Origin of the sequence: Vibrio splendidus, assembly GCF_024347615.1 — a bacterium.
GTDB classification, from domain to species: Bacteria; Pseudomonadota; Gammaproteobacteria; order Enterobacterales; family Vibrionaceae; genus Vibrio; species Vibrio splendidus.
Map to the genome: position 1 here is coordinate 1,152,255 of NZ_AP025508.1, position 18,846 is coordinate 1,171,100.

15 protein-coding genes and 1 pseudogene are annotated in these 18,846 nt (G+C 42.5%); 8 read left to right on the plus strand and 8 right to left on the minus strand.

Annotation, left to right across the window (positions count from 1 at the left end; translation table 11 throughout):
• Nucleotides 1-155: 155 nt before the first annotated feature.
• The 3 genes and pseudogenes from OCU90_RS05190 (at nt 156) to OCU90_RS05200 (ending at nt 2,784) form a co-directional block, all read left to right on the plus strand.
• Nucleotides 156-359: a hypothetical protein gene (locus OCU90_RS05190; protein ID WP_004736343.1), complete on the plus strand. Its 204-nt coding sequence runs from the start codon at nt 156-158 to the stop codon at nt 357-359.
• Nucleotides 360-459: 100 nt separating this feature from the next.
• Nucleotides 460-689: pseudogene (locus OCU90_RS05195) on the plus strand (DHHA2 domain-containing protein); the annotation flags it as partial.
• 256 nt (nt 690-945) lie between these two features.
• Entirely contained in the window at nt 946-2,784 is a 1,839-nt protein-coding gene (locus OCU90_RS05200; protein WP_050652327.1) for a hypothetical protein, read from the plus strand.
• Nucleotides 2,785-2,827: 43 nt separating this feature from the next.
• Here OCU90_RS05200 and OCU90_RS05205 read toward each other — a convergent pair whose 3' ends face one another.
• Nucleotides 2,828-3,739, minus strand: coding sequence for a LysR family transcriptional regulator (locus OCU90_RS05205; protein ID WP_061022754.1), 912 nt, complete (start codon nt 3,737-3,739; stop codon nt 2,828-2,830).
• A 99-nt stretch (nt 3,740-3,838) separates the two neighbouring features.
• Between OCU90_RS05205 and OCU90_RS05210 the strand changes: the two genes are divergently transcribed.
• Entirely contained in the window at nt 3,839-4,723 is an 885-nt protein-coding gene (locus OCU90_RS05210; RefSeq protein ID WP_061022751.1) for an SMP-30/gluconolactonase/LRE family protein, read from the plus strand.
• A 230-nt stretch (nt 4,724-4,953) separates the two neighbouring features.
• Here the strand turns inward: OCU90_RS05210 and OCU90_RS05215 are convergent, their stop codons facing one another.
• Nucleotides 4,954-6,198 (minus strand): dipeptidase, encoded by a 1,245-nt coding sequence (locus tag OCU90_RS05215; RefSeq protein WP_054543096.1) that lies wholly within the window; start codon nt 6,196-6,198, stop codon nt 4,954-4,956.
• A 144-nt stretch (nt 6,199-6,342) separates the two neighbouring features.
• Between OCU90_RS05215 and OCU90_RS05220 the strand changes: the two genes are divergently transcribed.
• The gene (locus OCU90_RS05220; RefSeq protein ID WP_061022749.1) at nt 6,343-7,365 is read left to right on the plus strand and encodes a helix-turn-helix domain-containing protein; all 1,023 of its coding nucleotides are present in this window, start codon (nt 6,343-6,345) and stop codon (nt 7,363-7,365) included.
• Nucleotides 7,366-7,395: 30 nt separating this feature from the next.
• On the opposite strand, the gene OCU90_RS05225 is transcribed toward OCU90_RS05220, so the two are convergent.
• Nucleotides 7,396-8,289 (minus strand): LysR family transcriptional regulator, encoded by an 894-nt coding sequence (locus OCU90_RS05225; RefSeq protein WP_017084620.1) that lies wholly within the window; start codon nt 8,287-8,289, stop codon nt 7,396-7,398.
• Nucleotides 8,290-8,391: 102 nt separating this feature from the next.
• Here OCU90_RS05225 and OCU90_RS05230 point away from each other — a divergent pair, with 102 nt between their 5' ends.
• A complete protein-coding gene (locus OCU90_RS05230) occupies nt 8,392-8,745 on the plus strand; it encodes a DoxX family protein (protein ID WP_017084621.1) in 354 nt (117 codons plus the stop codon).
• 422 nt (nt 8,746-9,167) lie between these two features.
• Here the strand turns inward: OCU90_RS05230 and OCU90_RS05235 are convergent, their stop codons facing one another.
• The 5 genes from OCU90_RS05235 to OCU90_RS05255 all read right to left on the minus strand — a co-directional run bounded on the left by OCU90_RS05235 (nt 9,168) and on the right by OCU90_RS05255 (nt 15,382).
• Nucleotides 9,168-10,061: a DMT family transporter gene (locus tag OCU90_RS05235; protein WP_061022747.1), complete on the minus strand. Its 894-nt coding sequence runs from the start codon at nt 10,059-10,061 to the stop codon at nt 9,168-9,170.
• A gap of 136 nt (nt 10,062-10,197) precedes the next feature.
• Nucleotides 10,198-11,217, minus strand: a complete 1,020-nt coding sequence (locus OCU90_RS05240) for a helix-turn-helix domain-containing protein (protein WP_061022745.1) — start codon at nt 11,215-11,217, stop codon at nt 10,198-10,200.
• A gap of 104 nt (nt 11,218-11,321) precedes the next feature.
• Nucleotides 11,322-12,320, minus strand: a complete 999-nt coding sequence (locus tag OCU90_RS05245; protein WP_017084624.1) for a DUF2860 family protein — start codon at nt 12,318-12,320, stop codon at nt 11,322-11,324.
• A gap of 59 nt (nt 12,321-12,379) precedes the next feature.
• The gene (locus OCU90_RS05250; protein ID WP_061022743.1) at nt 12,380-13,951 is read right to left on the minus strand and encodes an amidase; all 1,572 of its coding nucleotides are present in this window, start codon (nt 13,949-13,951) and stop codon (nt 12,380-12,382) included.
• A gap of 186 nt (nt 13,952-14,137) precedes the next feature.
• Nucleotides 14,138-15,382, minus strand: coding sequence for a lipase family alpha/beta hydrolase (locus OCU90_RS05255; protein WP_054543102.1), 1,245 nt, complete (start codon nt 15,380-15,382; stop codon nt 14,138-14,140).
• Nucleotides 15,383-16,217: 835 nt separating this feature from the next.
• Between OCU90_RS05255 and OCU90_RS05260 the strand changes: the two genes are divergently transcribed.
• Both OCU90_RS05260 and OCU90_RS05265 read left to right on the plus strand, forming a co-directional pair.
• The gene (locus OCU90_RS05260) at nt 16,218-18,314 is read left to right on the plus strand and encodes a protein-disulfide reductase DsbD family protein (RefSeq protein WP_061022741.1); all 2,097 of its coding nucleotides are present in this window, start codon (nt 16,218-16,220) and stop codon (nt 18,312-18,314) included.
• Nucleotides 18,311-18,838: a protein disulfide oxidoreductase gene (locus OCU90_RS05265; protein ID WP_017084628.1), complete on the plus strand. Its 528-nt coding sequence runs from the start codon at nt 18,311-18,313 to the stop codon at nt 18,836-18,838. The genes OCU90_RS05260 and OCU90_RS05265 overlap by 4 nt, the downstream gene beginning before the upstream one ends.
• Nucleotides 18,839-18,846: the final 8 nt, after the last annotated feature.

The following is an 18,846-nucleotide window of genomic DNA, read 5'->3' on the forward strand; positions in this document are numbered from 1 at the left end:
CAAATCACGAATTAGCATAAGTATGGAAAGTCACTAAGCTCACTGTTCAGTATTGTTTTTACACAAATCTGACATTGATGAATGCCATAAGCTATCGATATAAACATCAATATATTGTGTTATTATATCCGTATTTATACTTATTAGGACTTTCTATGTTGATTCACGAATTTTCGAATAAGGACGTTACTGCTGAGCATGTAATTTTAGCTCAAGCAATACTAGCAGGGACTGCTCAAGGTGATAAAAGTAAAGCACAGCGCTTTATGATTTTTGTAAATGAGATTCCAGATGCGCCGACTGTGCAAAACCTGATTCCACGCTTTAGTCAATTTATGAAGCGCTTTAAAGCCAGCTGACATTCAGAATACGTTACACAGGGATGTGTAATTAAGATCACCAATTCCCCCCTAACCACTACCTACTTTTAAACTCTATCTGACCCTATGCTCGCTCTATGACGATCTTTTAGCAGCAATGAAGACTTACAAAGAAGAGAACGGGCTAGACCATCTGTTCTTCTCCATCACCGACACTAAGAACAAAGAAGCAAACTTACGGTGGGTAGATGAAAGCGACTATCAAGTTATCAGACCAGCTTTCAACGCTGAACCAACAAGCGACATGCTGTCACTTCGCGCAAGCGTCAGATTGGCTCTGCGGTACAAAAAGCAATTGAGAGTTTGTAGAGAGTAAGAGCCGTTACTTTATAAATAAGTAGCGAAGGGATTGGTAGAGATACCAATCCCTTTTTGTTTTTTTACTAACCACGATAATGATTGATAAAGAGAATAAGTTGGCGGATCAAGACGGTTATCGATGATTGTTCGGTTATTTGATACTAAACTGGTGACATAGTTAACAAATTAGTATTGACTGATATACCTACAATAAATGCGGAGTTATTATCCATCGATTACTCTATGTATTTCAGCAGGCTATTTCATGAAATTAAATCAGGTTCTAACCCATACAAATCAAGTTGAACGCTCAAAATTCGTTAACTGTATAGACAAGTTATGTCAAGACATCAAAGATGACCCTGATTTAGCAAAACAACTTGATAAAATTGATGGGCAGCTTAAAGCTGCGTCAGGCAATGAAATAACGCAACTGTTTAGCCTAATCCAAACCTTTTTCAAAAAGCACCTCAAAGAACAAATTGCGGTTGGTGGGCCTCAAGTCGCTTTGCTCATTAATATACTCGTAAGAGATGGTAATTGTATTGCAACCATTCCTTGGATTGAGAGTCTTTACGCAAGAGAATACAAAGAAATTAATGATTTAAGCTTAAGTCTTATCAAAGAAATTGAAGATAATGATTCAATCGATTTTGAGCGCTTGAATCGTTTAGATATCTATCGTGAATGCATGAAGACAGCGTTTGATAATGATCTAAAATCTAACCGCACTGCAAAAATATCTGAAGATGAAAGAAGCATCTTAAATGTATTAGCTGAAAGGTTAGCGCTTTCAAGAGAAGAAATTCATGCTATTGAACATTCAGTGGATCCAATTCCAGAACTAGGGATTGAAAACTCGCTTGAGTACCTACGTGAAAATGGAATCATCCTTATCAATAGACGCCGCGCTGAGGTTATGGTTGCCGATGAGGTGATCGAATCTTTACATGATGTTCTAGGAAAGGAATTACACGATAAGTATGTACTTCGTATTTTAAGGTCTTTCTCTGACGCTGATCTATCCAACATACTTAAGAACCATGGGTATAAAATTCGAGGGGTTGAGCGACAGGATAAAATAACAACTATTGTACATTCAGGTTTATCCATCAGAAGTATTTTGATGACAGATTTGCATAGTGAAGATGCAACCCAGAACCAACGTAAAGAGCGCATCAAGCAACTTATTGAAGATATGGATTTGGATATTTCAAGAATTGGTACAAGGCTTCAAGACCGTATCGATGTGATGATTGAATACTTAAGAGCATCAGAAGACGAAGAGTTTAATTTACTTAGTGTAAGTGGTTATAAAGAGTTGTTAGAGGCTTTGTCTCGGACTGATCTTAGTGTTGAAGATAGAATCCGTGCTGACTTTGAGATTGAGAATAAGGAAACCTTGGACCCTGAACGCTTAAAAGCTCTCAGTATTACACCATTAGATATTCTTTATCTTTACAGTAACGATGAAATAAAAACTATTCGAAATGATATGAACTTGCCGAGACGCGGCAATCCAAGAAGTCAGATCATTGAGAGCTTTGCTAGCGCAAATGATCGCTTAATTGAAAATTATCATCTCTTAGCTTGTCGTGACCTTCAAGGACTACAATCTGCAGGGATTGATATCAAAGAAGCAGATATCGGTGTTAAATTTGAAGAAGCAACTCGTTCAATCTTAGAGCAGCTAGGAATGAACGTAGATGAAGATTTGAGAAAAGATATCAATACAGCAAAAGACAAAGCTGACATCATTATCTCGTTGGAAAATGATGATGTTATTATTGGTGAAGCAAAGTCATTTAAGAACGGGCAATTCTCGAAATATTCTTCGACTTCTCGTCAAGTTAAGGCATACGTTAAGCGTTGTGAAGCCAACGGGCACAGAGTTGCTCAAGTATTGATTGTTGCTCCAAAGTTCTCCGAAGATTTTATCGATGCAGCTGACATGGATACAGATATCAATATTTCTTTGTTAGAAGCCGAGGGCTTGCAGAAAATATTGGCAGCATTTAAACAACGTAGAAACCCTAATTTCTCTCCTAAGCTATTAACAAAGGGAGGGTTACTTAAAGCAGATTTGATTTCTAAATCTATTTAGGTAATTTCTTTGAGGTAGTAATCAAAATCGAGCTAGGGTCTTCTTAGCTCGATAAGTCCTTAAACGTATAAGCGTTATTCGATTCCAACCACTCTTTTACGGCTCGGTTAAAAGTGACCAACTTCTGCGGTGTTACTCTTCTTTGAGCATAGATAAGGCTTAGCTTTTGGGCTTTTATCGACCATTCTGGGAACACGTGAATAAGCTCACCTTGTTTGAGCAGCTCTTCAACTTGATAGAACGGCAAGCTGGCGACGCCTATCCCTTGCATCGCCAACTCTAAAATTGAACTGTAAGTATTCGAGCTAACACTTCCGGTTACTTCAACATGGTAGGTTTGCTCGCCATTGATCAACTCCAGCTGATTCCAACGTTCATTTTGACTGTTAAGAATGAAGCTGCATTTATGGATGTCTTTGGTGGTGGCGAGTGGGTAAGTTGATGCGTAATCCGCACTGCAAACGAGAACATTGCGGATATGCCCAAGATCGTTGGCAATCACATCATTAGGCAGTTCATCGTAAGCTCGGAAAGCAATGTCAAAGTCGCCAGACTCTATCTTCTTTTTCATCGGCCCAAAGTCGAGAATCAAATCCACTTTTGGATACTCTTGCTTGAAAGTAGGGATGATATGACGACAAAGCGCACGCCCAAACTCTATCGGGGCGGTAATTTTCAAATCGCCTGCCACTTCCTGAGTCATGTCTAAGACACGCATTTCCGCTTCGGTTGCTAATAGTTGAATTTGCTTCGCTTTCGCATACAACTCTTCACCCACTTCCGTGAGGCTGATAGAACGAGTCGTTCTGTGAAACAGCTTAGAATTCAATGTTTCTTCGAGTCGTTGTACATGCCGAGACACCAAACCTTTTGACACATCCAATACTTCAGCGGCCTTGGTGAAGCTTTGCTCTTCGGCGACAGTCAAGAAGGTCTGCATATAAATCAAATTCATCATTAACACCATTTAGTAAACAGTGAAGTCATTTTGTACTGTTTTTCTCACTCCTTCAAGAAACTAAGATTCAAAACGTAAACAGAAAGGAGAAGAACAATGAACAAATTACTACTTATTACCGCTGCAATGGCTGCTTCTATGAATGTTTCAGCTGCCTCTGTTGTAGAAAGCAACCCAACATTGGTTGGAGACTCATTTGGCTTTGTTGAAGGCCCAACATGGGATGTGAAACATCAACGTTTCTTGTTTAGCGATATTCCAAATAACACAACCTATTCTTACGATCTTAACGGCAAGTTGAGCGTTTTTGATGACAATTCTGGCTATGCTAATGGCCTCGATATTGATGCCAAAGGCAACCTTTGGGCGGCCCGCCATGATAGAAAGCTGTCGTACCGTGAGGGCAACGGAGAGAAAGTAATTGTCGCTGCAACGTATAACGGCAAGCTGCTTAATAGCCCTAACGATTTAACCGTTAACAGCGATGGCAGCGTGTGGTTTACCGATCCTCCGTTTGGTATCCAAGGTTACGGCCCAGCAAAGGCAGAACCAGAGCAACCGGTTAATGGCGTTTATCGTTATTTAGATGGTGATCTAAAGTTGATCACTGGAGAGTTCAAGTTACCAAACGGCATCGCTTTTTCTTCTGATGAATCTTCGTTATACGTTGCCGACACATCTGATGGCTGGGTATACCGATTTGATGTTGATGGACAGTCACTCAGCAATAAGACTCAGTTTGCCCAGGTGAAGGCGGAGTCTGGCTCTGAACCTATGGTTGATGGCGTCGCTGTTGATGTCGATGACAACCTATTTGTTGCAGCGCACGGTGGCGTGGGTGTGTTCGATAAAGACGGTAAGCAAATAGACTTCATTGCTATCGATGCGGGCCATATCAGCAACCTAGAAATTGGCGGGAAACAGCAAGACTTACTGATGGTAACGGCATACAACAAAGTGTTGGTGTTCAAGCTTAAGTAACGCATTACACAAACGAAAACAAAAAGGGACGGGTAGAAATACCGGTCCCTTTTCTAATTTGAATATGTCGAAAGTGGATTAGCTCGATGCGCAGTAATGATGCTGCCGACGATTAAGGCTTAGGCTGATTGGCTTCTACATCAAGCGCCGTTTGATTTGACCTACTGAAATACTTCTTCCATTTTATTGGCATCAAATCAGCTTTCAAAACTGAACTAACAAGTGACGACTTACCAATTGGCTTGATAAACACGCATTAGGTTTTCACCTAAGAAGCCTTTGATATCTTCTTCAGACCAATCGTATTTGTCTTCTAATACTCGAGCAACACCCCAAATATCACCGCCACCTGCATTTTGAGTTGGAGCGCCAAAACCTTTCTCCGGCGGGTATTTGTCTACAACACCAATGAAGGCTTTTAAGAAGTCACCGTACATGTGCGAATAGTCAGAACCATAACAAGTATGTTCGCGTCCTACTAACTCACCCACATACTGAACATGTTCCGCAATGTCACTCATGGTGGCTGTACCTTCTGCATTTAAGAACAGTCCAACGCCATTAGTACAAGCCACACCATCACTGGCAGCAATGGCTCTAATCGCGTCATCCGAAAGGTTACGACCGGTGTCATATAAGCCTTTGGCATTTGAATGTGAGGCAATAACAGGTTTTGTTGAAATTTTTGCAGCGTCGATACATGCTTGATCCGATGAATGAGAGCAATCGATAACGACGCCTTGTTCGTTTGCATACTTAACAAACTTAGATCCTAAATCAGAAACACCAAGATTTTTATCACTTTGACCGCCACCAGCGAGTGCGTTGTCATTATTGTAAGTAAAGTTCATGACCATAATTCCATTATCACGTGACCATTCGACTTTACTCATGTCATCGATAATATAATCGGCGCCTTGTGTGTTATAGATAATGGACATTTTGCCATCCTGTTTGGCTTTGCGGATTGCCTCTACACTGTCAGCCTTAACCAAACCTAATTTTTTTGACTCTGCGTCTGTTTTATCTAGTGTCGTTTGGAAGGATTCATCATTAACACCTTCAAATGCCCACACGGTTGTAGACATAACATCGATTTGATTGTCTCTGTTTTTCGCTACTGCTTGTGCATATTTTTCCTCTTTAATGCCTTGAATACCTACGCCAGATGGCATCAAAGAATTAATCACAATCGCATCTTTATATTTTGCTTTTATCGCGACATCTTGCTTGCGTTCTTCATCAGTTCTTCCTGCGTCAAAAAATGCGGCAATATATGCAGCACGTTTGTCTATCTCAGCTTGAGATTTACCGCGAGGGCTCCACAGTTTCGACTTCACATCAACGTCAGAGACAAAACCTGCATCCGTATTCCATCCACCTTCAACATGCTCGTGAGAATGACCAATATCATGAGCTAACGCTGATGATGAAAGAAGTGCAGTAATTAAAATGACTAAGTTTTTATGCTTCATTTTGCCCCCTAGGGTGTGATTTCACAATTCGATGATGATTCTGTCATTGTGAAAGTTTATATGCTTACTTCGTTGTGAATAAGAATATGCTGTCTTACACTAAAAAATATACCATTTTGGGACAGCAAGATTAGATTGAAAACTATGAGCAACAATAAACAATATCTATCTTTAGTGGAGTATTCACAATTTAGTACCTTTCTCGAAGCGTTAGAAATGACACATTGGGATATTTACGCCATGTTAGATAAAGCACTGTTTCCAAAAAGCTTTAATTTACATGAAGGCGATGGAGTGATACTTACAGAGAGGGTCTACTCTGTCTTTAACTTACTAGAAGATCAGTTGACTGAGGCAAAACTGGTTCAGTTTCTCAGCGTTGTAGCGCAAAAAAATGCGGAAAAAATCCTGCAAGCCTTGCCACTTGACGATATTTCCAACGTTGAGGGGGTTGTAACCTGTTTCATCAATGAGACTTTCCGCAGTGCACCCGATAGCCAATTTTCATTGTTAGATACATTGGGAAACAAATGGTTAGTGCGTCATACGCTCCCTCACAATGAAAACTTATCAATCATTGAATGTTACCTCTTGAAGTTGTTTCAGGAACTTATAAGCGCAACGACGCAAGTAGTTTGGCAACCCAAACGAATATTTCTGCAATCTCCCCATAATCAAGAGAAGACACATAAACGTTGTAAGACACTTTTTAATAACAATGGATTGCAACTAATAAGTGAACGTGGCGTGACTGGCATTGAATTACCAGAGGATACTCTAAAAACCAATATCAACTTCTATCACCCTCGATACGCATTCACACAAACAGAAGCTGATCTAGGTAAGAATATGCGAACTATTTCGGCGGCATTACGTTACGTTTTACCTCATTACTTATCAGGAGGAAGGCCAAGTTTGGATTTTTCGGCTGAGATTTGTGGGTTGCATAGTCGGACATTAAAGAGACGTCTACGTAAAGAAGGGGTTACTTATACGGCGTTATTGGATGAGCTTATAATAAGCTTAGCCAAAGATGCATTATTACATTCAGACCAGAACATTACCGACATAAGCATTAGTCTTGGATACGACCACCCAAACCATTTCAGTCGTATGTTTAAACGCTTAACAGGGTTAAGCCCTAGGCACTATCGCAATTCGCATTGATACATATACTCGTCTTGAAACTTACAAACTCTATTTTTTATTTTGATAGAAATGGTCTGAAAGAAAATTTATAAAGGAGCGAATACTCTGAGGTTGATGGTCGACATCTTTATAAATCATATACATAGGTAATTTGGCATGTTGATATTGTTCCAATACTAATTTTAGCGTATTTAATTTCAGTTCTTCTTCTATCATCCATCTAGGCATTGCCGTTACACCCAGGCCAAGCTTTGCCATCTTCACCAACATCTCAGGGTTATCACTCTTAATGCATTCATGTACTTTGATTTTTAGCTCTTCTTTTCCATCATCGAATCGCCACACATTTGATGGTTTCACCAAAGAATAGGTGAGGCATTTGTGCTGGTTCAAATCACTTGCTTTAACAATCGATGGGTGGTTGGTCAAATAGTCAGGGGACGCAAAGTAGACAAGCTCATTGTCCATTAACCACTTGGCTTTTAACCCTGAATCTTTGAGGTAACTAGCTCGTATTGCTATATCAATATCGTCTTCAACTAAATTAATCAACTTGTCTGATACGGATACATCAACGGTTAAATTCGGGTTCAAGTTCATAAATTCATTGAGCGGTGACGAAAGTAATTTCACACTAAATGCACTGGGAACAGAAAGCTTTAATGTACCAGAGACTAGTGTTTGCTCTTTCCTGAGTTGAGATTCAAATGTACTTAGCTCTTCCGTCAACCTTGTTGCTAATTTCAAATATTGTCTGCCACTGTTTGTAAGACTGATCGCGCGAGCATGACGATGAAACAAAGTAATACCAATATCACCCTCTAACCAAGCGATCTTCTTGCTAACAGCACTTTGAGTAATATTGAGTTCATTTGCAGCCGCCGTAAATGTGCCGTGAAAAGCAACACGGGTGAAAATAGTTAGGCATTGAATTTTGTCCACAGTCATTCCTAATGGGAATCATAACAAGTCAAATTCCAGTCTACTACTTATCTATTTGGAATGCTTAAATGAGTTCTACTAAATTGATGCGGAGATAAAAATATGATGATTGTTCAAGGGTTGCTGATTGTATTCTTTCTATTTGCAAGTTCCATTAAAATACTGGGATGGGTAAAAGCCATATTCGAACCGCAGCTAGCATTCTTTCATAAGTATGGCCTCAATCGAGCTGCAATGTTTGCTGTTGGGTTAGTTGAAATGACCGGCGCCTTAGGAATGCTAGTGGGTATGATCACAGAGGATTTGTTAGTAAGTGCTCTTGGTGCGAGTTTAATTACACTCACTTCAATCGGCGCAATGTTCTTTCATTTCAAATTTGACACATGGAAAGACGCTATTCCTTCGATGGTAACATTGCTGCTTTCCCTATTGTTGCTTTCACCGTTACTCATATAATTGTTCACTGTTAGCATGAGGAAAAGTAAGCTAAATGACTCGTTGGTGAAACGGCAAGGAAATGAATGCCTTTCGTGACATGTGCAGTTGCCCATTCAGCGCCAAAGAAGGTCCTCCCCCTCGGTCGTCAATCTAGAGGGGGGTGATGGACTCAACTTGAGGGAGAGGGTGTTTCAAAATCGACGAGTACACGTCAGCCTATTAGCTATTGAAAGCATTGTGATTGAGTCTGATATTAATGGCACGCTCTGAAGCGCTCCAATTGAAAGATTTAGCGTTCTAAAAAATCACAGCGTATAAGTGTTGTTCTATTCCAACCACTCTTTCACCGCTCGGTTAAAAGTGACCAACTTCTGCGGTGTTACTCTTCTTTGAGCATAGATGCAGTTGATCCAAATACGCAGTAATGATGCTGCCGACGATTAAGGCTTAGGCTGATTGGCTTCTACATCAAGCGCCGTTTGATTTGACCTGCTGAAGTACTTTTTCCATTTTATTGGCATCATAGGAATGACGATCAGGCTGATGCCGACAAGGGTCAACATGTCTGGAATCTCATCAAACCACATCACGCCAAATAGGGGCACAAACACCAACCCCGAATATTCTGTGAGAGCAATTTGGTTTGCTGGCGCTTTTTTATAAGCGACCACCACAAGGGCATGGTACCCCAGAACGAATAGGTTGATTGCCATAATCCACCCAACATGACGCCATTCAATCGCCGCCCATGCAGGCAGAGCAAGAGCCAACGCCAGCGGTAGAGTCATCACACTGGTCCAAAATAGTGTCGAGATAATGTGTTGTTCTGCGTGAAGACGTTTAATCAAAATATTGCCGACACCCATCGCGAGCGCACTGCCTAAGCCCGCAATAGCGGCCCAGTGAAATTGCTCTGGACGCAACACGATTAACACACCCACGAAGCCAATCAGTGTCGCGACCACTTTTGATGATGTCGGCTTCTCTTTCAGTAAAACAATAGAAAGCGGGAGCATAAGAATGGGCCCAACATAGAACATCGCATTTGCAGTCGCCAAGGTGAGGTGTGTGATGGCAATCATTGCGCAGCCGCTTCCCATTAGGATGAACTGAGCCCGCAAAAAATTGATGCGACAACCACCTTGCATGCGCGTCTCTTTGGGTAGCTTTAGCCAAAAAGGGAGCAGCAACATCACGCTCAATAGCTGGCGGATAAACACATATTGGAACGTGGGCACTTCACCGTTCAGCACTTTTAGTGAGACGTCTGAAAAGGAGGCGAGCAGGTTGGCGAATACTAAGAGCAAAATCGCGTGGTTGGTGGCTTTGGTCATACAGAAACGGCGCTACATATTTGTCATACAATTATGGGCGCACATAATACATGAGAATCGAAAATATGTAAGAACAAAAAACCAAGTAAGAACAATGTCGTTCGATGCTTAGTGATATGGGGTGCGAGATCTGCTATTACGACCTGAGTTCAGTAGGAGAGTGCCCAGTCCAATTTTTGAATGCTCGACTGAATGCGCTCGAGTCTGAAAAGCCAAGTTCGTGAGCCACATAGGTAATGTTGCCGTCGTTTTGATTCAGTAACGTCATGCTCAGCTCAAGTCGGTATTTATCGAACAAACGACGAAAGCTCACACCTTGTTGTTTAAGCTTACGATTCAGGGTTCGAGGGCTGATGTGAAGATTATTCGCTACGCTATCTAGGTTGGTGTCTTTCACCGCGAGCACCTTGAACGTTTCATTCACTTTGTAGATTAGGTTGGTTTTTAACGTTTTTTCCACCTGTTGATCGGCGATTCGTACTAACTCTGCATGAAAGTCAGCTTGGAATTGGCGAGGTTTCGCCTGGACAAGATCGTTAGGAAATAGAAGGTAGCGGGCGGGGAAGCCCTCTTTCATTTCAACATTAAAGACACGCTCATAGATGCTCAAGAACTCATCACCGATGGTGTTCTTGTGGATGTGAATGGCGAGCTTTTGATTCGGCGCATTAAGGTATCTGCGAACGAGCTTGATCATAATACTGAAATAGAGCCCCAAGCTGATGTGTGTCATCAGTGTGGTTTCGTCAATGTACTCGGGTGTGACGCCCCAAAGCTCGACTTCACCATTTTCTGTTTCACGGCTGAATATTTTCAGTAGCGGATGTATATGAATGGAATATCGACTCAGTAGTTGGCAAAAGCTGGCGAGATCTGGCGCGGTGAGCATGGCCATTACCGGCGCGCCCATTTCAAGCTCATCGAAGTAGCGAGCGGACTCATCAAATAGGTCGATCAGTTCATGATCAAAGCGTTGGTAGATGTTGGTGATGGCGGTTTGAAGCTGATAAGCCGAGATCGATTCGGCGGAGCAAAGTTGTTTATAGACCTCTGCTCCCGACCAGATATCGCTGCTGTCTCCAATTCTAGCCTGAATAGCAGAATCTAAAGTTTTAAACCAAAATATGGGCAATTGAGTACTAAAACTTTCCACCATAACTCCCTGTTATTGCTGGCGATTGAAGAGTGTTCTTCTCGGTAATATGTCCAAATTAAAGGATTTGTTTACGGGTTACAAGTAATGAAAACCTCAGTTCAATCTTAGAATTTGTAATCAACACCGACTGAAACCACATATTGCGATGATTGGTAATACTCAATGTTTGAATTCGTTGTCTTCGCGCCGAGTAGTGACACCAAAGACCAGTTTTTTGCATCAAAGATATTGGCGTATTCATAAGCAACGAAGGCGCCAAAGTCTTTGTCTTCACGTGTCTTATTAAAGATTGGGTTCTCTTTATCATAGCTGCGTTTTGCTGCATTGAGTGTTAAAGCAAGACCATGATTTCCGTATCTTTTCGCTAGGTTGATTTCCGCGCCAAGGCTCAAGAACGATAGTGCATCACCCTCAGAATCTGAAGAGAAAACATTCATTGAAGGTGTGAGAATGCCTGACCCATCTTTCAAGAAGTACTGATAACCAGACTTGAGATAAAAGTACTTTCGTTCTCGAATCATCAATGCGCGTTCTTCTTCGGTTAATCCAAGCCCCTTTAGGCCGGTGTTTTCTTTTTTAACGTCTGACTCACCAGAAGCGACATCGAGATTAAAGTTCGAGCCCATTATTCTTGAAAGCTGCATTCGAACCACAGTGCCAGTGAGGTCGGTTTCTTTCCTATTTGAGTCAACAGCATAAGGGTCATCCCATACTTCGCCTGATATCAGAGTCGGCAAGATAGAAAAATCGACCACCATTCCGCTTTCCACTTGCTGCCTATATCCAACTTCAAATGCCAACGTACCTGTGATGATGTCGTCTCTTGAGGTACCTAAGAAAAACTGTTTGTGATTCAAAGCGCCAAAGGTGTATTGCACCGAACCCAAAACAGCGACCATTCCCTCGGCTTCCGTGTTACCCGACGACATTAAATCGGCTTGAGATTGATGGTTGCTTTGACCAACATCGAGGTTACTTGAGTTTGCGGTGAAGCCAGTTAGGAAGGTCATGTTGCCACTGAAGCCTTCGCTTGGTGCTAGAGCTGCGAATGAGTGTGGCGCAAGCGTCAGGCTTGCCAAGAATAGGAAAATAATATGTTTCATCAAAAGACTCGTACTTAAATGGTTTTCTAAATTGAACTGTTTTGAAAGTGAATTGCTTTTTAAAGCGCAATCGGGGCTTTTTTGTTTGCCCAAGGCTTGGCGTGTTCTAGTTGATAGGCCAATTCAAATAGCAGGCGGTCGTTGCCTCTTGCTGCGGAAAAGTGGCTACCAACTGGAAGGTTCTGCTTGTTCCAATACAAGGGAACCGACATCGCCGGATTGCCTGCCACGTTTTCGATTGGCGTGTAGGACATTAATTTCTCTGAACGCGCCCATATTTCTTTGCCGGAGTGCGCTTTCTGGTCGAAATATGCGATATCCAAAGGAACATGGTTTGCACAAGGGGTGAGCCATATATCGATGTTTTTAAAGAACTCTCGATTGTGATTGATCGCGAAGTTTCGACATCGTTCTTGAGAGTCGATATACAAGCTAGGAGTGGCTTTTAAGCGTGCTTGCATCGTGCGAGCTAAATAGACGACGTTATCGCTCACTTTGTCTGGCATCGACTCTAGCGGCATACCTAAGCGGTCGAATTGCTCAGCAAAGCTTGCCATCTTGTTGCCAAATACGCCCATATAGTTACGCATGAACACATCGCCATCTTGGATTGGTTGTTCAACTTCGATAACGATATGCCCAAGGCTTTCGAGCAAAGAGACCGTAGAACGAATGGCTGCAAGCGTATCTTCATCAGGAAGCCTACCGTGGATATCTTTAAGGGTGACGCCAATCTTTATCTGACGGTTAAGAGATGCATTAACCATTCCTATTGGGGTTCGAGGAAAAGGCGTCTCAAAATCATTCTTTGTATGTTGCTCTGTGACTGAAACAGCCAAAGCTGCGTCACGAACGGTTCTCGACATAAACGATTGATGGGTAAAACCTTCGTTTGTTGAACCGTCAGTTAGCCCTGAGATCAAAGATTCTCGACTTGGCTTAAAACCAAAGATTCCAGTCGCCGAAGCGGGCATACGAGAAGAACCGCCACCATCAGTAGAGTGCACTAAGGGTACATAGCCAGCTGCAATCGCTGCTGCGCCACCGCCAGTCGATGAGTGAACACCTCGGCTTAGATCCCATGGGTTGCGTGTAGCGCCGTAAAGGGAGTTCTGTGTGCAGCCTAGTGTCATCATCTCGGGGATGTTCGTCATGCCAATGGTGTTCAGCCCTGCATTTTGAGTCGCTCGAATAAACCAAGAGGTCGCGTTGGGTTTTCTGCCTTGGTTTAGCTTCGAACCCAGGGTGCATTCAAGCCCAACAACATCAACGCAGTCTTTCACCAAGAAAGGCACGCCAGCAAAAGGTGAGTTCGGGTTAAACGAGTTTGCACGCTCTAGCGCTAAGTCAAAGCACTCAGAAACAACTGCATTAACTTGATCGTTGGTCTGGCGAATTTTGTAGATGGCTTCTTGTACGAATTCTTTTGGCGAGGCTTTTTTGTCTCTTATCAGGTTCGCCATCTCGGTCGCGTCCAGTGGCGAGTCAGCGGTTTGGTGATCTGAAGGCACCTTGGTTGGCGAAGTTGGCGTTGCATTCGCTAAGGTAGGCAGAGAGATAGCCGCAGCGGAAACTGCACCTTTCCCCATAACTTTGAAAAAATCTCTGCGTTTTAATTCATTGATAGTCATCGTTTCTATCCCAAGTTAGAAAGTCACTATCCTTGTCTCGAAACCTAGCTCGCTAGGCTTAGCGTCACTCCGTGTGCTGATTTATGGGACTAGAATAAAGATTGGCGTGTTGGCTTGCAGTGCAAATACCGCCAATGTTCATACCATTCACGCCAACTGGTTTGTCGGGTTATGTATAGGGAGGGGTTATTGCTCTGCTGCTAGCCAAAAGCTCGACAGGTCTTCAAACAGATCATCATTATCTAAAATACTGAGATGGTTTTCGTTGTAACCACGAATTTGGTCGGCGTTCAATTGAGCGGGGCGTGATAACTGGCTTGATAAATTGATGACGCCATCGTTACTGTTGGTATTAAATAGATCGCCCGAGTTATAGCCAAAGGCTAAAAAGTGGGGAATGTGAATCTTACTGTTATCAATAAATAAGTCAGCGATAAATTGGCCGTCTGGGTTTAAATCAACCCAAGCAGGCATTACCACGGGAGAGTATTCCACCCCTTGTTTAGCTGACTCGACACCACCAAACGGCGAAGAGATGGTGGTTACGCTGCTAATAAAATCACATAACTGCCCAATGCGACACTGACGAATACTGTTAGTCACGATCAAGCCGCCCATACTGTGGGCAACAACATGCAACTGTTGGATCTTATATTCAGTCACAACTGTATGGAATAGGTTATTTAAGCCTTTCGAATTCAAAGAAAGAGATAGACCTGAAGGGTAGTTAAACACCCATATTTGGTATTTAGATTGGTCCACTTTTTCAATGAGAGGGGCGAAATCTAAAGCCGTTGAATTGATTCCATGTACGAATAGGATTGGGATTTTATTTGGGTCATATTCAGATAGAAAATAGAGCCCAGCATTATCTTCAAGTAAGAATGTTAGTGGCTGCCACATACCGAGTTTTGCATTCCCTTTTTCAAAAGGAGGATCTGATAAATCCACCACTGTGCCTATATCGACGAGGTCTAACTCTATTTTTAATAGTGAGGACAATGAACGATCAACAAACGCTCTTGGGGCATCACTCTCATTAACGGCGAGTGATACTTCGATTGTCGATTTGTCTTTGTGACCGCGCAGGTTAACCACGCTGAATGCTTCATCAGCTTGTAGGGTTAGGTCTTGATTCTTATCTTCAAAGACGAGGAGGTAATGGATGTTATTTGAGAGTTGTAAGTGAATACTGTCGCTGTCTATGATGCCATCGTAGCCATCCACTTCGCTTTTATTGATGTCTTTGATTTGTTCAATCACCACGGCAGAGCCGGAGGCAGGTTGACTCAAGGTCACCATGTATTGATTGGTTATGGAGTCTATAGCTTCTATCTCATTAGACAGGTTTCTAAAGTTACTGCACCCTGATAGCACTGTACTGAGTAACAGCACTGTACTGAGTAAGCGTGCAGTCAGTAATCGTCTCATTCCAATCTCATCCCCATATCAACAAGCTTCGTCATTCAATCAACAAATTTTATACATAAACAAACAGCATGAATTTAATACTAGCAAGAAAACAGAGAGTTAGGTCATATGTTGTTCTTGATCATGTCCTGTTTTGATTCGAGTTTATTTATTCCATGCAGCTCGACAGCGCTATGGCTGATACCGATGTGCTATAGAGATTGTCTTTTCGATACTGATTGTTGGTATACGATTTTTACGATTCTCAATCGCTTTGATTCATGAAAATTATCGGCCATACGAAAAAAATTGAACTTTATTATTTTAGTTAAGTCGTATTGCTACGTTTACCATCACAAGACATCTGCAGTTTAGATATGATCTCAAGTCGAAACACACATCAGCTAACTCGTCGCGCACTATTATTAGTGGGTTGGGTTATCTGTTTCTGTCTCGCCAGTAATATGAGTTTTATCCAAGGCTGCAAAGTAAATTATGACAACAGTGATTCTGCTATTTCTACTGCCGTGCAGGCAAACAATATTAGCGATGGTGGCGTTTTTACTGATGGGGCATCTCAATCCCAAGACGGTCAATCCGTCCAAAAATGTGAGTTATCAGAACATCTGATAAATTTTGATCACCACCAAGTCAATGATCAAGCAATATTCACGTACTTCATACTCGTTGTCGTCGTATTGTGGCTGCTAAGTACCGTCCCGTATTTCCCTCCCTTCACTGAGCCAATCCTTCACAAAGGTAGGCGCATCCATCTTAAGGTCTGTGTCTTTAAAGAATGAGAATAAGAGCGTTTAACTAACACTCATATTATTCATTTTTTAAGGAAAAATTAGACATGCCTAAAAGCAAAATGTCATTGCGCTTTGTTGTGCTTTGGCTATTCGTTGCGTTGTGTTCAACATTCACTGTGAACGCAAGTGCGAGCGAATCGATGACTCCTGTTACAACGGGTTGGATGCAAGACAAGTTACATCCGTATGTAGAAACGCGCTTTGTCATGACAGGACAAATTAATAAAGAAGATAAAACCGCGGCGGGTTATCTGGAAGTGAACCTTTCTGATGAATGGAAAACTTACTGGAGAAGTCCTGGCGAAGGAGGCATTGCGCCCAAAATTAAATGGGCCGACTCTAAGAACGTTTCGCAACTGCAATGGTTTTGGAAGTTTCCTCAACGCTTCAACTTGCTCGGCATAGATACGCTAGGCTACAAGCACAACATCATCTTTCCGATGAATCTTCATATTGATGATATGAACAAACCTGTTGAGCTCCATGCAGTGCTGACGATGTCTTCATGCACCACCATATGTATTCTCACGGATTTTGACATCAACTTGGTGTTTAACCCAAGTGAGATGACCGTGAATAACGACGCGATGCTTGTCTACGCAAAAGCAATGAGCGAAGTGCCGAAAGACTCACCGCTTGTAGAGGGCACATCTACTATTTGGGATGCTCACAAGTCGCAACTTCAAGTTATTGCTACACATCAAATTGGTTGGACTGCACCCGATATAATCGTGGATGGTGATTCAGATGAAATGCAAGATGCTGAATTTGGTATTCCTCACATTGAAATTGAAGGTAACCAAGCCATTGCGACTTATGACGTAAGCAGCTGGATGGGCACACCCGATCTCAACAACCAACACATTCGTGTAAGCATCAAAGACAAAGACTTCATCACAGAATACCCAGCCACTGTTACCAACGGCATAGTGGGTAATAGCTCTATGGTAAGTATGGTGCTTTTGGCGCTATTAGGAGGGTTGATTCTCAATATCATGCCCTGTGTATTCCCTGTACTTGGAATGAAACTGAGTGGGGTTATTTCTGCTCAAGGCATGGCAAGAAAACAGGTTAGGTTCCAATTCCTTGCGTCTGCGAGTGGCATCCTCGCATCCTTCTGGTTAATCGCCACTTTCTTGGCTGTGTTAAAAATATCAGGCAGCGTTATCGGTTGGGGAATTCAGTTCCAAAATGGTTGGTTTATCGGTGGGATGTTTATCGTCACAGCCCTTTTCAGCGCCAACATGTTAGGGCTTTTCGAGATCCGTCTTTCATCGAATACAAATACGTGGATGGCAACCAAGGGAGACAGTAGTTACGTCGGACACTTTACTCAAGGCATGTTCGCAACGCTATTGGCTACGCCATGTTCTGCTCCATTTCTTGGTACAGCCGTTGCATTTGCTCTTGCCACGACTATCCCGACGATGTTTGGTATTTTCACCGCACTTGCCGTCGGTATGGCACTTCCATGGATCATCGTTGCTGCATTCCCATCGATAGCTTTGGCGCTGCCTAAACCTGGGGCATGGATGAACCGTGTTAAATACCTGTTCGGCGGAATGATGCTAATCACTAGCGTTTGGCTCTTTAGCTTGCTTCGACCTCATGTCCCTCAATTGTGGCTATACGCAATACTGGCGGTCAGTGTTTGCCTATTGCTTGTCAGGTTGGTTCAAGTGCATGGAATCAAGACTGCGGGTGCTGTTGGCTTGCTGCTGTTGAGTGTTATCTCTGCCTCGTTATTTGTCGAGAAAGCAACATCTAAAATGCTGCCACCAGAACCTGAGTGGGAAGCGTTGTCTACCGAGGTCATTGATGAGCATGTTGCGAATGGCCAAGTGGTTTTTGTTGATGTTACCGCTGATTGGTGTGTGACTTGTAAAGCAAACAAGATCGGGGTTCTCTTACAAGATCCTGTTTACAGCGTATTGACTGAAGGTGATGTAGTGCCGATGGAGGGGGATTGGACTGTACCGAGTGATAGCGTCACGTCATACCTACAAGATCACAACCGGTTCGGTGTTCCGTTCAATGTGGTTTATGGCCCTAACGCTCCTGAAGGTATTGAGCTTCCTGTCATCTTAACCAGTGATGCGGTTATGGAAGCCATTGAGAAAGCAAAAGGTGGTGACGAATGATGAGAAAAAAAGCTAAGGCAAAACCTCAGACCAAAAAGCAGAAGTTGAGATCGGCATTACTGTATACCTTGTTTGCATTGGTCGTGGTCTTTGGTGTTGATTATTGGCGAACAAAAGACGTTCCAATGCAGAACGTTCCGCCGATGGTTGGGATGTCGTTATCCGGTAAACCGATAGATGTAATAGAGATGAGCAAGAAGGAACCGGTATTAGTTTACTTTTGGACGACGTGGTGCGTCGCCTGCAAATTTGTGACGCCAGTGGTTGATTGGTTTTCATCAAGCTATCCCGTCGTTGGTGTATCACTGACTTCGGGTAAAGATGAAAGAGTTCAACGCTATATGAATGCTAAAGGGTATAGCTACGACAACATTAATGACACTCAAGGTAAAATTGCACGCGATTGGGGAATCTCCTTAACGCCAACACTCATTGTTATTAATGATGGAAAAGTAACAAGTGTTACTTCAGGAATTACTACGCCAATAGGTATCGCAGCCCGACTTTGGTTAGCTAAGTATTAATGGGAAAA

What these genes read in the sequence shown, in the direction of transcription:
- OCU90_RS05220 (WP_061022749.1), top strand. Translation starts at nt 6,343, where the DNA reads ATGAGCAACAATAAACAATATCTATCTTTAGTGGAGTATTCACAATTT.
- OCU90_RS05260 (WP_061022741.1), top strand. Translation starts at nt 16,218, where the DNA reads ATGCCTAAAAGCAAAATGTCATTGCGCTTTGTTGTGCTTTGGCTATTC.
- OCU90_RS05210 (WP_061022751.1), top strand. Translation starts at nt 3,839, where the DNA reads ATGAACAAATTACTACTTATTACCGCTGCAATGGCTGCTTCTATGAAT.
- OCU90_RS05230 (WP_017084621.1), top strand. Translation starts at nt 8,392, where the DNA reads ATGATGATTGTTCAAGGGTTGCTGATTGTATTCTTTCTATTTGCAAGT.
- OCU90_RS05255 (WP_054543102.1), bottom strand. Translation starts at nt 15,382, where the DNA reads ATGAGACGATTACTGACTGCACGCTTACTCAGTACAGTGCTGTTACTC.
- OCU90_RS05235 (WP_061022747.1), bottom strand. Translation starts at nt 10,061, where the DNA reads ATGACCAAAGCCACCAACCACGCGATTTTGCTCTTAGTATTCGCCAAC.
- OCU90_RS05265 (WP_017084628.1), top strand. Translation starts at nt 18,311, where the DNA reads ATGATGAGAAAAAAAGCTAAGGCAAAACCTCAGACCAAAAAGCAGAAG.
- OCU90_RS05215 (WP_054543096.1), bottom strand. Translation starts at nt 6,198, where the DNA reads ATGAAGCATAAAAACTTAGTCATTTTAATTACTGCACTTCTTTCATCA.
- OCU90_RS05205 (WP_061022754.1), bottom strand. Translation starts at nt 3,739, where the DNA reads ATGAATTTGATTTATATGCAGACCTTCTTGACTGTCGCCGAAGAGCAA.
- OCU90_RS05240 (WP_061022745.1), bottom strand. Translation starts at nt 11,217, where the DNA reads ATGGTGGAAAGTTTTAGTACTCAATTGCCCATATTTTGGTTTAAAACT.
- OCU90_RS05250 (WP_061022743.1), bottom strand. Translation starts at nt 13,951, where the DNA reads ATGACTATCAATGAATTAAAACGCAGAGATTTTTTCAAAGTTATGGGG.
- OCU90_RS05200 (WP_050652327.1), top strand. Translation starts at nt 946, where the DNA reads ATGAAATTAAATCAGGTTCTAACCCATACAAATCAAGTTGAACGCTCA.
- OCU90_RS05245 (WP_017084624.1), bottom strand. Translation starts at nt 12,320, where the DNA reads ATGAAACATATTATTTTCCTATTCTTGGCAAGCCTGACGCTTGCGCCA.
- OCU90_RS05190 (WP_004736343.1), top strand. Translation starts at nt 156, where the DNA reads ATGTTGATTCACGAATTTTCGAATAAGGACGTTACTGCTGAGCATGTA.